The 12975-nt window shown below is 62.8% G+C and carries 11 protein-coding genes; 5 read left to right on the forward strand and 6 right to left on the reverse strand.

All coding sequences use genetic code 11. The features are described 5' to 3' along the window. Positions 1–25 precede the first annotated feature (25 nt). The 4 genes from pgi to ptsP form a co-directional block, all read right to left on the reverse strand. Positions 26–1684 carry a glucose-6-phosphate isomerase gene (gene pgi / locus HW452_RS15700; RefSeq protein WP_224107043.1) on the reverse strand — a complete coding sequence of 553 codons (1659 nt, stop codon included), beginning with the start codon at positions 1682–1684 and terminating at the stop codon, positions 26–28. A gap of 185 nt (positions 1685–1869) precedes the next feature. Next, on the reverse strand, positions 1870–3603 hold the full coding sequence (locus HW452_RS15705; protein ID WP_224107044.1) for a PTS fructose-like transporter subunit IIB: 1734 nt from the start codon (positions 3601–3603) through the stop codon (positions 1870–1872). After that, a complete protein-coding gene (pfkB, locus tag HW452_RS15710; RefSeq protein WP_224107045.1) occupies positions 3603–4568 on the reverse strand; it encodes a 1-phosphofructokinase in 966 nt (321 codons plus the stop codon). The genes HW452_RS15705 and pfkB overlap by 1 nt, the downstream gene beginning before the upstream one ends. Beyond that, the gene (gene ptsP, locus HW452_RS15715; RefSeq protein WP_224107046.1) at positions 4568–7459 is read right to left on the reverse strand and encodes a phosphoenolpyruvate--protein phosphotransferase; all 2892 of its coding nucleotides are present in this window, start codon (positions 7457–7459) and stop codon (positions 4568–4570) included. The genes pfkB and ptsP overlap by 1 nt, the downstream gene beginning before the upstream one ends. 214 nt (positions 7460–7673) lie before the next feature. Between ptsP and cra the strand changes: the two genes are divergently transcribed. After that, positions 7674–8654: a catabolite repressor/activator gene (gene cra / locus HW452_RS15720; RefSeq protein WP_224107047.1), complete on the forward strand. Its 981-nt coding sequence runs from the start codon at positions 7674–7676 to the stop codon at positions 8652–8654. A 14-nt stretch (positions 8655–8668) separates the two neighbouring features. On the opposite strand, the gene HW452_RS15725 is transcribed toward cra, so the two are convergent. After that, a complete protein-coding gene (locus tag HW452_RS15725) occupies positions 8669–9142 on the reverse strand; it encodes a methylglyoxal synthase (protein WP_224107048.1) in 474 nt (157 codons plus the stop codon). A gap of 344 nt (positions 9143–9486) precedes the next feature. Here HW452_RS15725 and gap point away from each other — a divergent pair, with 344 nt between their 5' ends. The 4 genes from gap (at position 9487) to HW452_RS15745 (ending at position 12582) form a co-directional block, all read left to right on the forward strand. Then, the gene (gap, locus tag HW452_RS15730) at positions 9487–10491 is read left to right on the forward strand and encodes a type I glyceraldehyde-3-phosphate dehydrogenase (RefSeq protein WP_224107049.1); all 1005 of its coding nucleotides are present in this window, start codon (positions 9487–9489) and stop codon (positions 10489–10491) included. A 179-nt stretch (positions 10492–10670) separates the two neighbouring features. Then, positions 10671–11192, forward strand: coding sequence for a DUF3455 domain-containing protein (locus tag HW452_RS15735; protein WP_224107050.1), 522 nt, complete (start codon positions 10671–10673; stop codon positions 11190–11192). A 113-nt stretch (positions 11193–11305) separates the two neighbouring features. Then, positions 11306–11869 (forward strand): sigma-70 family RNA polymerase sigma factor, encoded by a 564-nt coding sequence (locus HW452_RS15740; RefSeq protein WP_224107051.1) that lies wholly within the window; start codon positions 11306–11308, stop codon positions 11867–11869. Continuing rightward, positions 11866–12582 carry an anti-sigma factor gene (locus HW452_RS15745; protein WP_224107052.1) on the forward strand — a complete coding sequence of 239 codons (717 nt, stop codon included), beginning with the start codon at positions 11866–11868 and terminating at the stop codon, positions 12580–12582. Before HW452_RS15740 ends, HW452_RS15745 begins: the two co-directional genes overlap by 4 nt. Before the next feature lie 16 nt (positions 12583–12598). Here HW452_RS15745 and HW452_RS15750 read toward each other — a convergent pair. After that, positions 12599–12975: TrkA C-terminal domain-containing protein (locus tag HW452_RS15750; RefSeq protein ID WP_317986360.1), on the reverse strand; the 377-nt coding region annotated here is incomplete at its 5' end.

Genomic DNA, 12975 nt, shown 5'->3' on the forward strand with positions numbered 1-12975 from the left:
TTCTTATTTCAACTTCTAAAGCCTCCTAACCTTTTTTCTTACCCGCCTTTTTGCTGTCTTCGGCTTGACCATTCTCCTCTGCACCGCCACCCGAAAAATGCGCCCGCACCAACTCCAACAACCCCTGCGTAGACGCATCAAAATCCGCCGCATTGGTATCGATACGCTCACTGATTTCACCGGCGATGCGTTTACCCAACTGTACGCCCCACTGGTCGAACGAGTTGATGTTCCAGATGACGCCCTGCACGAACACTTTGTGCTCGTAGAGGGCGATTAGTGCGCCCAGGTTGCGGGGTGTGAGTTCGTCCAATAGCAGGGTGCTTGAGGGGCGGTTGCCGGGGCAGCTGTAGGGGTCCTGGCTCAGTTCCTGGGCGTCCCCCTGGCTGCCTTCCATGAAGGCGTTGGCCTGGGCGAGCATGTTGGTGAGCAGGGCGAAGTGGTGCTCCTCCATGCCGCTTTCGGGCTTGAGCGAGGCGATGAAGTCGATGGGTACGTAGCGGGTACCCTGGTGCAGCAGCTGGAAAAACGCGTGCTGGCCGTTGGAGCCGGTCTGGCCCCAGACGATCGGCCCGGTCTTGTAGCTGACCGGGTGGCCGAAGATGTCCACCGACTTGCCGTTGGACTCCATGTCGAGCTGCTGCAGAAACGACGGCAGCTGGTTCAGCGCCTGGTCGTAAGGCACGATGGCCTGGGTCTCGGCACCGATGAAATTGATGTACCAGATGCCGATCAGCGCCATCAGCACCGGCATGTTTTGGGAGAAGGGTGCCTCGATGAAGTGGCGGTCCATCTCGTGGGCGCCTTCCAACAGCTCGATGAAGCCCTCGAAGCCGATGGAGAGCGCGATCGGCAGGCCAATCGACGACCACATGGAGTAGCGCCCGCCCACCCAGGCCCAGAACTCGAACACGTTCTCTTCGCGAATACCGAACTCCATCGCCGCCTTGCGGTTGGTGGAGGCGGCGATGAAGTGCGCGCCCACGTCCGCGCCTTCGCCGGCGTGTTCCAGAAACCAGCGCCGCGCGGTCTTGGCGTTCAGCAGCGTCTCCTGAGTAGAGAAGGTCTTGGTCGAGACGATGAACAGCGTGGTGGCCGGATCGAGTCGCGACAGCACTTTCTGGATGTGCGTGCCGTCGACGTTGGAAACGAAGTGGAAGTGAAGCTCCGGGTGGCGGTATTTCAGAAGGGCGCGCACCGCCATGTTGGGGCCGAGATCCGAGCCGCCGATGCCGATGTTGACCACGTCCTTGATCGGTTTGCCGCTGTAGCCTTTCCACTCGCCGCTTCTCACCGCTTCGGAAAACGCCTTGATCTGCTCGCGGGTGCGGGTGATCTCCGGCATCACGTCCTTGCCATCGACGTGAACCGGCGTATCGCCCGGGTTTCTCAGCGCGGTGTGCAGCACCGGGCGGTTCTCGGTGACGTTGATGATGTCGCCGGAGAACATCTGGGCGCGGCGCTGAACCAGCGCCGAATGATCGGCAAGCTCCAGCAGCTTGGTGAGCACCTCATCGGAGACGTGGTGCTTGGAGTAGTCCAGAAACAGCCCGCCCACGCGCAGGCTCATTTTCTCGAAGCGCTGCGCGTCCTGGGTGAAGTAGTCACGAATGCGGTCGTTGTGGGTCTTGTCGCGCAGCCGTTCGAGGGCCTGCCAGGTGACGCTTCGGGTGAGCTGGAACATGAGGTGAAATTTCCTTGTCGATGAGGCAGTTAAAGCGTGGCGCCTTTACTCTGTTTGTTATGTAAAAATACTACATCAAGACGCGGTGGGAACAATGGGTGGCCATAAAAAAAGCGCCTTCGACGTAATAAAACGGTGCGAAAGGCGCTTTTATCCGATGGGCCGGCGTCATACCGGCGCTTGCATCAGCTGGCTACGGCGACCTGGGCGGCGCCGCGCTTGAGAAAGGCGTAGCTCACGCCGGTGATCAGCGAGCCCGCGACGATTGCCCCCAGGTACAGAAACGCCGGCGTGATCGCGCCCGGAATCAACAGCACGAAGATGCCGCCATGAGGCGCCATGAGTTTGGCCCCGATGAGCATCGAGAGCGCGCCGGTCACCGCGCCGCCCACGATACAGCAGGGAATCACGCGCAGCGGGTCCTTGGCGGCGAACGGAATCGCGCCTTCGCTGATGAAGCAAAGCCCCAACACGAAGGAGGCCTTGCCCGCCTCGCGCTCGGCGGCGGCGTACTTGTAGCGCGCCAGAAAGCTCGCGATCCCCATGCCGATCGGCGGCACCATGCCCGCCGCCATCACGGCGGCCATCGGCCCGTAGGTGTTCGAGGCGATCAGGCCCACCCCAAAGGTGTAGGCGGCCTTGTTGATCGGCCCGCCCAGGTCGACGCACATCATCGTGCCCAGCAAAAGCCCCAGAATGACCGCGTTGGTGGAATCCAGCGAGGCGAGATAGTTCTCCAGCGCCCCGAGAAGGGCGGCCACCGGCTCGCCGATGACGTAGACCATGATCAACCCGGTGACTAGGCTCGCCACGAAAGGAATGATCAGGATGGGCTTGAGCGACTCGACGCTTGCGGGAAGCTTGACGCCGCGGGTCAAGGCCAGCGCCACGTAGCCCGCCAGAAAGCCGGCGAGAATGCCGCCGATGAAGCCGGAGCCGATGTCCGCGGCGAGCATGCCGCCGATCAGGCCCGGCGCGATGCCCGGGCGGTCGGCGATGGAGTAGGCGATGTAGCCCGCCAGCACCGGCACGATCAGCCCCATGGCGCTGCCGCCGATCTGCATCAGCGCAGCCGCCAGCGTGCCCGGCTCCTCGAAGGCCTCGATCCCGAAGACGAAGGAGAGCGCGATGATCAGCCCGCCCGCCACCACCATCGGCAGCATGAACGACACACCCGTGAGCAGGTGCTTGTAGACGCCTTTCTCCTTGAGGCTCTTGCCCTCGCTCGGTGCGCTCTTCGACGCGCCGGCGCTCTCGACACTGGCCTCGGCCAGGGCGGCCTCGATGGTTGCCTGGGGCTTTTTCAGCGCCGTGCCCGTTGAGGTGCGGTAGATGCGCTTGCCCGCAAAGCGGGTCGGGTCGACTTCGATGTCGCAGGCGAGAATCACCACGTCCGCGGCCTTGATCTCCTCCTCGGTGAGCTTGTCCTGAGCGCCCACGGAGCCCTGCGTTTCCACGCGAATCGAATGATTCAGGGCGCGGCCCGCCTCGGAAAGTGCTTCGGCGGCCATGAAGGTGTGGGCGACGCCGGTAGGGCAGGCGGTAACCGCAACGATGGTCTGCTGGCCGGGGGAGGGCGTCACGCTGGCCGGGGCGTTTTCCGGCGGCGTGTAAAGCGGCGCTTCACGCTTGGCAGTGGCCAGAAAGGCTCCCGGGTCCGGCAGCGCCTGAGAAATAGGCGCCTGATAAAGGCGCTTGCCGGCAAAGCGTTCCGGTGCGGGTACCTGCTCCGCCGCCACCACGATAAGGTCGGCGGTCTGGATCTGCTCGGCACTGGCGGCCTCGAGTGGGGCCAGCTCGCCGTGCATTTCCACATGCACCTTCCAGCCCAGGCGCATGGCTGCCTGCTCCAGGCGCTTGGCGGCAAGGAAGGTGGTGGCCATGCCGCTGGGGCAGGCCGTGATCAGAATAACGTTCATCAAAGAGCTCCCTCGGTGCGGCTTGCGTGCAGGTGCTGTACCCGAGTGTGTTGTAGGAGTAAGGAAAAATCATCGGCCTGGGCATTACCCACGCCCACATGGCGGACGGATTCAGCGGAAAGAGCCGTCGCAAAGCGCAGCGTCTGTTCTTCGCTTTCACCCGACAGCCGACCGTGCAGCATGCCGGCCACGAAGGTATCACCGGCGCCCACGGTGTTGATCGCCTGCACCTTCGGCGGTGTTGCCTGCCATGCCCCGTCAGCATTGACCCAGATGACCCCATCGGCGCCGGCGGAAAGCAGCGCCTGGCACACCCCGGTCTGGTGAAGCCGCGTGGTGGCGCTCAGCCGTTGCTCGAAACTTTCGAGCGTATTGCCCGCCCAGTCGGCAAGCTCGATCTCATTGGGCTTGACCGCTTCAGGCGCCACGCTGATGGCGCGCAGAAGAGCGTCACCGCTGGTGTCTACCCACAGCGCCACGCCGGTGGCCTTCAGGCGAGTCAGAAATTCGCCAAAGGCGGTCAGGTCGAGCCCCGGCGGCAGGCTACCCGCCACCAGCAAGGCATCCGGGCGCGTGGTCGCTATCTGCTGCTCGAGAGTCACCATCAGGCTGTCCACTTGAGCTGTATCGACCGCGATGCCGGGGCCGTTGATGTCGGTCACCCGGCCGCTCGCTTCTGCAAGCTTTGCGTTGATGCGTGTTTCGCCCGTGACGCGAACGAAGGCGTCGGTCACGCCCATCTGCTCGAAGGCGCGCTGAAAAGGACCATCGTTATCACTTCCCAGAAAGCCGCTGACTACCACGTCGTGGCCAAGAGAGGCCAGTACGCGGGCCACGTTGACGCCCTTGCCGGCGGCTTCCAGCTGGGCGTGTCGCGGACGATTGACGGCCCCGAGCGTCAGCGTATCGAGCGCGAAGGCGAGGTCCAGCGCCGGGTTCAAGGTAATACACACCACGCGGGCCATCAGCGGGCCTCCAGCGCATCGCGCACATCGATGCTGGTAGCCTGAGCAAGCGCCAACTGAGCGCTGGCCTGGGCATCCGCCAGGTCGAACTCGCGCAGGCGCGCCTTCACCAGCGGAATCTGGCGCGCGCTGACGGAAAGCTCATCGACGCCAAGCCCCACCAGTACCGGGATGGCGGCGGAGTCGGAGGCAAGCTCCCCGCACACGCCTACCCACTTGCCCTTGGCGTGGGCGGCCTCGACGGTCATCTGAATCAGGCGCAGCACCGCCGGGTGCAGGCCATCGGCCTGGGCGGAAAGTTCCGGGTGGCCGCGGTCGATGGCCAGGGTGTACTGGGTCAGGTCGTTGGTGCCGATGGAGAAGAAATCCACCTCGGCGGCAAGGCTCGGGGCGAGCAGGGCGCTGGAGGGAATCTCGATCATCACCCCAAGCTGCACGTCACTGGCTCGCCCGTTGGCGGGAATATCGGCCAGCAGGCGGTCAAAGATCGCCTTGGCGGCGCGAAACTCGGCCACGTCCTTGACCATGGGCAGCATGATGCGCAGTGGCCGGGCACTTGCGCCGGCAACCGGGGCCGCGGCCATCAATAGCGCGCGCAGCTGGGTTTCCAGCACCTCGGGCTCGGTCAGCGCCAGGCGGATACCGCGCAGGCCCAGAAACGGATTGTCCTCCTGGGGCACAGGCCAGTAGGGCAGCGGCTTGTCGCCCCCCACATCCAGCGTACGCGCCACCAGCGGCCGCCCGTTCAGGGCATCGAGTGCCTGACGATACTCAGCGGTTTGCGTGGAGAGGTCCGGGGCGCTCGAGTGCGCCATGAACAGAAACTCGGTGCGCAGCAGGCCAACGCCCTCGGCACCACGCTCCACTGCGTCTTCGGCGTGGGCGGTGTTGCCCAGGTTGGCGGCCACTTCAACCATGTGGCCATCCCGGGTCTGGGCGGCTTCGAAACGCCGCGCCCAGGCATCCGCTTCGCGGGTCTGCAGGTCCAGAAGATTCTGTTCGGCGCGCTTCAGGCGCTCCTCGGAAGGCGAGGGAATGACCCGGCCCCGCTCGCCATCCAGAATCATCAGGCTTGCGTTATTGAGCGCCATTACCGCCTTCCCGGCACCCACCACCGCGGGAATGCCCAGTGCGCGGGCCAGGATGGCGCTGTGCGCCGTGGCGCCACCGCGCTCGGTCAGAAGGCCGCGCACTCGCGAGGTATCCAGGCGAGCCACATCCGACGGGCCAATATCGTCCATCACCAGAATGTAGGGGTGATCCGGCGGTTCGGGTAGCGTGACATCACACAAGATGCTTAGCACCCGGCGGCCGACATCGCGCAGGTCGGCAGCGCGCTCGGCCAGAAGCCTATCGGCCAGCATCTCCTGGGCGTGGGCGGCGGTGTCGATGGACTCCCACCAGGCGGCTTCGGCGGAGCGGCCTTCGCGAATGGCATCTTCGGCGGCGCGATGCAGCTCCGGGTCGTCGAGCATCTCTTCGTGCATGGAGAGAATGTCGGCCACTTCGCCGCCCGGGGCGTTGCGCACCAGCGTTTCAAGCTGTGCGATGCCTTCGGCAATGGCATTTTGCAGGCGCCCAAGCTCACGATCCGGGTTATCGGCGTGCTCGGCATAGTCGAACTGCTGGGGGCGGATCACGAAGACCGGGCCAATCGCCAGGCCCGGCGAGGCAGCGATGCCGGTGTGCGGCGTGTCCGCGGCCAGCGGCTCGACCGACCCTTCCTGAGCGGCGTGCCTGGGCACCGGGCGCTCGCGGCCGCTATCAAACGGCGTGACCTTTTCACCCAGGCCACTCTCGATAGCCTTGGCGATTTCACCAAGTGCCTGCGGAGCTTCGCTGCCTTCGCTGGAAAGCGTAAGCCACTGGCCGCGCCGTGCGCCCAGGCCGATCACCTTGGTCAGGCTGGCGGCGGAAACGCTCGTGGGGCTGCCTTCTTCCAGGCGCACGTTGACCGCCACCGGCTGGGCACGGGCCACCTGCACCAGCTGCTTGGCCGGGCGGGCGTGAAGGCCGTGGGGGTTGAGCACGCGTACGCGCAGGGTATGAGTGTTGGCGGTTTCACCGGCAAGCCTTGCCAGCACCTGCGAAGCCGAGGCGCCCAGCAGCGCCTGGCTGTCGCCGTTTTCAAGTACCGCTTGAAGCTGTTCGAGAAGCGGGCGGTGGGCATTATCCTGCGCGGCCAGGCAGAACAGGCCGTGAAGCGCATGACCATTCTCTTTCAGATGCTCATCGGCGGGTGTCGCCACGCCAAGGGCGGGCTGTTTGACCCCGCTCGCGCTGCTGGCAAGCCAGAAGCCGCCACCCAGCCATACCGGAGGCCTGGCGGCAATATCAGCAATGAAGTGATTATCCACACAGCCGCTCTGGCGCAGCCGGGCGGCGGCAGCCAGCGCCAGCTCCTGGGCGCTCTGGGCGGGAAACTGCAGGCACAGGGTTTCATTATCGAGCTTGGGCGTGGGAACGCTCTTCGAGAGCAGGCCGGCCACTTCTTCCGTCGAGTCGGCCGCTGCGAGCGCCTGAGCCACGCCATCGCGGTCCAGCACGTGAGTCAGCGCGCGCAGGATATCCAGATGTTCGTCGTTCTGCGCGGCAATGGTGACCAGCACGTAGACGCGATGACCGTCGTGCCATTCGATGCCTTGCGGAAATTGCAGCACGCGCACGCCGGTCTTCATGACGTGATGGCGGCTTTCCGGCGTGCCGTGGGGAATGGCAATGCCGTTGCCAAGATAGGTGGACGACTGCGCTTCACGGGCATGCAGTCCGTCACGGTAGTCTGGTTCCACCAGCCCCGCGTCAGTCAGCACCCGGGCGGCATCATCCAGCGCCGCTTGCCAGGTATCCGCCTGACGGCCGAGCAAGATGTCGTTTGAGCCCAGTGTGAGCATGCAATTCTCCTGTAAACACGAGTCCGTTAACGGCCCGGCAGTGACAATCGTTAAGTGACCAAGCGCCGAGCTTTACAAAGTGAACGGTGCCCGCTATTGATGATGATAAGGCTGAAACGATTCACCTGAAGGCACAAGGGGTGTGTTTTTAGACTTTGGTAGGGGCAGAGTCAAGGCGCTGGTACACTGTATGCGCTCAATCAGGGGAAAAAACATGACTCTTGCCGATATTGCCCGGCTGGCAGGCGTTTCACGCACAACGGCCAGTTACGTCATCAATGGTCAGGCCGAGCAGCGGCGAATCAGCCTGACCACCGTCGAGAAGGTCATGGCGGTAGTTCGAGCGCACCAGTATCAGATAGACCCTCAGGCAGCAGCGCTGCGCCGGGGGGCAAGCCGCCTGCTGGGGCTGATCGTGCCCGACCTAGAAAACGCAAGCTATGCACGTCTGGCCAAACGGCTGGAGCGCGGCGCACGCGAGCAGGGCTATCGGCTTTTGATCGTAAGCTCGGATGATTGCGCGCAGAGTGAGCGCACCCTGGCGCTGGCGCTGCGTGCTCAGCGCTGCGAGGCGCTGATCACCGCTAGTTGCCTGGCCGACAGCGATCCCTTTTATACCGATCTGGTCAACGATGGCTGGGCGGTAGTCGGTATGGACAGGGGGCTTGATGCCCAGCGTTTTGCCAGCGTGGTCAGCGATGACCGCGACGCCGCGGAACAACTGACGCGTTCGGTTCTCTGTGAAGGTACGCGCCGAGTGGCGTGGCTGGATGCCATGCCCACGCTCTCCATCAGCCGCGAGCGCCGCACCGGGTTTCAGGCGGCGCTTGCAGCACGCCACATCGAACCTGTCTATTTAAGCGGCGCGCGCTACGAGCGGGAAGAGGCCGTGCGCCTGACGCATCAGCTGCTGGATGAGAAGACGCCAGTCGATGCGCTGGTGACAGCATCCTATACCTTGATGGAGGGCGTCTTCGATGCGCTGCTGGCGCGCGGCGGGCTTTCCAGTCGGTTCAGGCTGGCCACCTTCGGCGATCACCGCCTGCTGGATTTTCTCCCCCAGCCGGTGAACTCGGCTTCCCAGGATTACGACCGCATGGCGGCGCTGACCCTGCAAAGCGCACTTGAGGCTACCCGAGACGATTCCAGCACCGGGCTGCAGGTGGTCAAGCGCCATCTATGCAAGCGAGGCTAGTTCTGCAAGCGAGGCTAGGTTCTGGCGCTGGCCCAGGCGTCGGCATCGGGAATCGACATGTCGTAGCGTTCGCTCAGAAAGGGCGATGACAGCAGGAAGTCGGCGCTGGCGGCGTTGCAGGCCACCGGCACGTTCCACAGCGCCGCCAGGCGCAGCAAGGCTTTCACATCCGGGTCGTGAGGCTGTGGGGCGAAAGGGTCCCAGAAGAATACCAGCACGTCGAGCCGCTGCTCGGCAATACGCGCGCCAATCTGCTGATCACCACCCAGCGGCCCGCTCATCAGGCCTTCTACCGTCAGGCCAAGCTGCTTGGTCAGGCGCGCGGCGGTGGTGCCCGTGCCCATCAACTGGTGCTGGCTCAGCGTTGTCTGCCAGCGCTGAGCCCACTCCATGAGCTCCTGCTTCTTGCCATCGTGAGCGATCAGCGCAATGCGTTTCTTTGCGGGCAGGGAGCGTGCTACCTGGCGGGGTGGTCGGGCATCGGTCATGGTGACTCTCCGGTTTGTTCTTCGAAGGCGTACATTATCATCGTATTCTGAGTGCGCCGAAGCGGCAGAAGCAAGCCAGCAGGGCGCTTCAACGGCGGCTTTTGGAGCATGGCTGGTCGTTGGCAACCATGCGGGGGATGTCAGGCGCCTGATGAGTTGAATTGTCGCCGGCGGGTATAGACGTCCAGGATGATAATATAGTAATTTTACTACAAATAGGTTGATTAATAGCCAAGAGAAAGTCGCTTTCAGGCATGACTTTCCTCATTGAAAGGTTTTAGGCATCTTTTAGGTAATTTTTTTACCGGAATGAAGCCGTCCACCCCCCAGTGTGAGGTGTCAGCATGACTATCAGAGTTGCTATTAACGGGTTTGGCCGGATCGGTCGCAATGTACTGCGCGCGCTGTATGAGAACCACTATCGTGAAAAACTTCAGGTAGTGGCCATCAATGACCTGGGCGACCCGTCGCTGAACGCGCACCTGCTGCGCCATGACAGTGTCCACGGCCATTTTCCCTTCGCCGTGGAGCACGATGCGCACAGCATGACTGTCGATGGTGACAAGATTGCGATCTCCTCCGAGCGCGACCCGGCCAACCTGCCTTGGGAATCGCTCAAGGTGGATCTGGTAATGGAGTGCACCGGGCTTTTTACCAAGCGTGAAGCCGCTGCCAAGCACCTGGCAGCCGGCGCCGCTCAGGTGCTTATTTCAGCACCCAGTCCGGACGCCGATGCCACCGTCGTGTTTGGGGTGAACGAGCATATTCTGACGGCCGAGCACAAGGTGGTTTCCAACGCGTCGTGCACGACCAACTGCCTGGCGCCGGTAGCCAAGGCGTTGAACGATGCGGTGGGTATCGAAAACGGTCTGATGACCACGGTACACGCCTACACCAACGACCAGAATCTTTCCGACGTTTACCACTCCGACCCCTATCGCGCGCGCAGCGCAACTCAATCGATGATCCCGACCAAGACCGGGGCCGCCGCCGCGGTCGGTCTGGTGCTGCCGGAGCTGGAAGGCAAGTTCGACGGCATGGCGGTTCGTGTACCGGTGATCAACGTATCGCTGGTGGATCTGACCTTCACCGCCAGCCGCGATACCAGCAAGGAAGAGATCAATCAGATCGTTGAAAAAGCCGCCGCCGGTTCCAAGGTGCTGGCCGTGAATGCGCAGCCTCTGGTGTCCATCGACTTCAATCACGATGCGCACTCGTCCACCTTTGATGCCAACCACACCCGCGTCAACGGTCGCCTGGTCAAGGTAATGGCCTGGTACGACAACGAGTGGGGCTTCTCCAACCGGATGCTGGATACGGCACTCGCCATGCAAGACGCGGCCAGGTAATCATTCGGTAAACGGTTAAAAAGATTGACCAAAAAGCCACGGATTCGTCCGTGGCTTTTTTTAATGCCAAAGAAAACACGTTTTTTTCGTTCTGGCTGCATCCAATCGCATCGCTTGCGGGTATTACTTGTACAGTCGTCATTAAAGGCGGCTGACAATAACCCTCTAGGAGACTGAACATGACCCTTCACCATCTAACGCGTACTGCCTTGGCCGCCGCTGTGATCGCTTCTTTCAGTCATGCCGCTCTGGCCGATGTGCCGGCGGATGTCCAGGTACCGGACGGCAATACCGTAGCGCTTGAAACCGTGGGTGTCGGCGCGATTACCTATATGTGTGAAACCAATGATGATGGCGATGTCGCCTGGGTATTCAAGGGCCCGGCGGCGGCGCTGAACGATGGCGAAGGCGCCCAGGTAGGCAGCTACTACGGCCCGCCCGCCACCTGGGAAGCGTTCGACGGCTCCAAGGTTACCGGCACACAGCTTGCCACTGCCGCCAATGGCGATGGCAATATTCCGCTTCAACTGGTCGAAGCCAACCCGGCTGAAGGCGAAGGTGCCATGACCGGCGTGACCTACATTCAGCGCCTGAACACCGAAGGCGGTGTCGCGCCGGACGCACCTTGTGATGCCGACCACGAAGGCGCAACGTCTGTGGTGACATATCAGGCCGACTACATCTTCTGGACGGCCGAGTAAGCGCTCTAGGGTTAATTTAAGTTACGCCGGGGGCTCGTGCGCAACGCCCCTGGCGGCTATTCTCTCTGAACAGGCGTCTATACGATCTCGACGCGTTGCCAGGGAGTCCAGGTGTGACAGACGTAACTCATGAATTTGACCATGCCGCTGTGCTCGAGCGCTGCGCGCGTGGTGAACACGATGCCCTGCATCAACTCTACCAGCAAGAGGGTGGCGCGCTTTTGGGCGTTGTCTTTAGAATCGTGAAAGACCGTGGCATGGCGGAAGATATCGTTCATGACGCCTGCCTGAACATCTGGCAGCGAGCCGCCAGTTTCGACCCCGCCAAGGGCTCGGCGCGTACCTGGATTTTCAGCGTGGCCCGCCATCTTGCCCTGAATGCGATTCGCTACCGTGACCGTGAAATCAATGTCGATCACAGCGACCCTGCGCAATTCGAGCACGATGAGACGTTTCAGCACGCGCTACGTATTGAAGAGGCCTTTGACTGGCAAACGGGCCAGCGTATGGATACCTGTCTGCAAGCGCTTGAAACAGAGCGACGCAACTGCATACTCCACGCCTACGTGGACGGCTTGAGCCATGCAGAAATAGCCGAGCATACAGGCGCGCCGCTGGGGACCGTCAAGGCCTGGATAAAACGCAGCTTGCAACGTCTACGGGAGTGCATGGCATGAGTGTTTCTGACCAGCATGGCGATGACCATACCCTGGCTGGCGAGTACGTTCTGGGCACGCTTTCGCCCAGTGAGCGCCAAGCCGTTGAAGCGCGGCTGACCCACGATGCAGCGCTACAAGACGCGGTCATGTCCTGGGAAGAGCGCTTTGCCCCTTATACCGCCCTGGCAACGCCTGTTGCCCCCTCTGCATTTCTGTGGCCGCGTATCCAGCGCAGCCTGAACGCCCAGACACCCGCTCATCATCCTCAAAAGGCGATGCCCGAGCGGCGGCGCCTTTTCAACAGCCTGCCGCTATGGCGCGGGGTGGCAGGGCTTGGTCTTGCCGCTGCGCTGGTCATGGCCATCATGCTGGCCCGGCCGCCAGCGCCAGCCACGCCGGAGTACATGGTGGTGCTGCTGGCGCCGCAGGCCCAATCTGCTGGCTGGGTAGTTCAAGCCTCTTCACGCCAGCGCATACAACTGATACCGCTGGGAACGTTCGAAGTGCCGGAGGGCAAGGCGCTGGAGTTCTGGACCAAGGCCGATGACTGGCAGGCGCCAGTGTCGCTTGGCCTGGTGGCGCCGGGCGAGCCTGTCAGCATCGATCTTGAGGCGCTGCCGCCGCTTGAAGACAACCAGCTTTTCGAGCTGACGCTGGAGGAGGCGAGCGGCTCGGCCACCGGCTTGCCCACCGGGCCTATCGAGTTCATTGGCCGCGCGGTGGAAATCTAGGCAGCTAAACGGTCGCTCAAAAGAACGTCAGGCCGACCTGGAACAGACGTTCCACATCGCGGATGCGGCGCTTGTCGATCACGAACAGGATCACGTGATCGCCGCTCTCCACCAGCACGTCGCCATGGGCGATGATGACCTCCTTGCCGCGCACGATCGCCCCGATGGTGGTGCCTTCGGGCAGGTGGATCTCGCTGATGGTGCGCCCCACCACGCGGGATGACTGCTTGTCGCCGTGGGCGATGGCCTCGATTGCCTCTGCCGCGCCTCGGCGCAGCGAGTGCACGTTGACGATATCGCCCCGGCGCACGTGGGTTAAAAGGCTCCCGATGGTCGCCTGCTGGGGGGAGATGGCGATATCGATCTCGCCGCCCTGAACCAGGTCCACGTAGG

Origin of the sequence: Vreelandella aquamarina, assembly GCF_020075495.1 — a bacterium.
GTDB lineage: Bacteria > Pseudomonadota > Gammaproteobacteria > Pseudomonadales > Halomonadaceae > Vreelandella > Vreelandella aquamarina_A.

Bases quoted from the DNA above. Each gene is read 5' to 3' on its own strand.
- HW452_RS15705 (WP_224107044.1), bottom strand. From the start codon at position 3,603: ATGAACGTTATTCTGATCACGGCCTGCCCCAGCGGCATGGCCACCACC.
- gap (WP_224107049.1), top strand. From the start codon at position 9,487: ATGACTATCAGAGTTGCTATTAACGGGTTTGGCCGGATCGGTCGCAAT.
- pgi (WP_224107043.1), bottom strand. From the start codon at position 1,684: ATGTTCCAGCTCACCCGAAGCGTCACCTGGCAGGCCCTCGAACGGCTG.
- HW452_RS15725 (WP_224107048.1), bottom strand. From the start codon at position 9,142: ATGACCGATGCCCGACCACCCCGCCAGGTAGCACGCTCCCTGCCCGCA.
- HW452_RS15745 (WP_224107052.1), top strand. From the start codon at position 11,866: ATGAGTGTTTCTGACCAGCATGGCGATGACCATACCCTGGCTGGCGAG.
- cra (WP_224107047.1), top strand. From the start codon at position 7,674: ATGACTCTTGCCGATATTGCCCGGCTGGCAGGCGTTTCACGCACAACG.
- pfkB (WP_224107045.1), bottom strand. From the start codon at position 4,568: ATGGCCCGCGTGGTGTGTATTACCTTGAACCCGGCGCTGGACCTCGCC.
- ptsP (WP_224107046.1), bottom strand. From the start codon at position 7,459: ATGCTCACACTGGGCTCAAACGACATCTTGCTCGGCCGTCAGGCGGAT.
- HW452_RS15735 (WP_224107050.1), top strand. From the start codon at position 10,671: ATGACCCTTCACCATCTAACGCGTACTGCCTTGGCCGCCGCTGTGATC.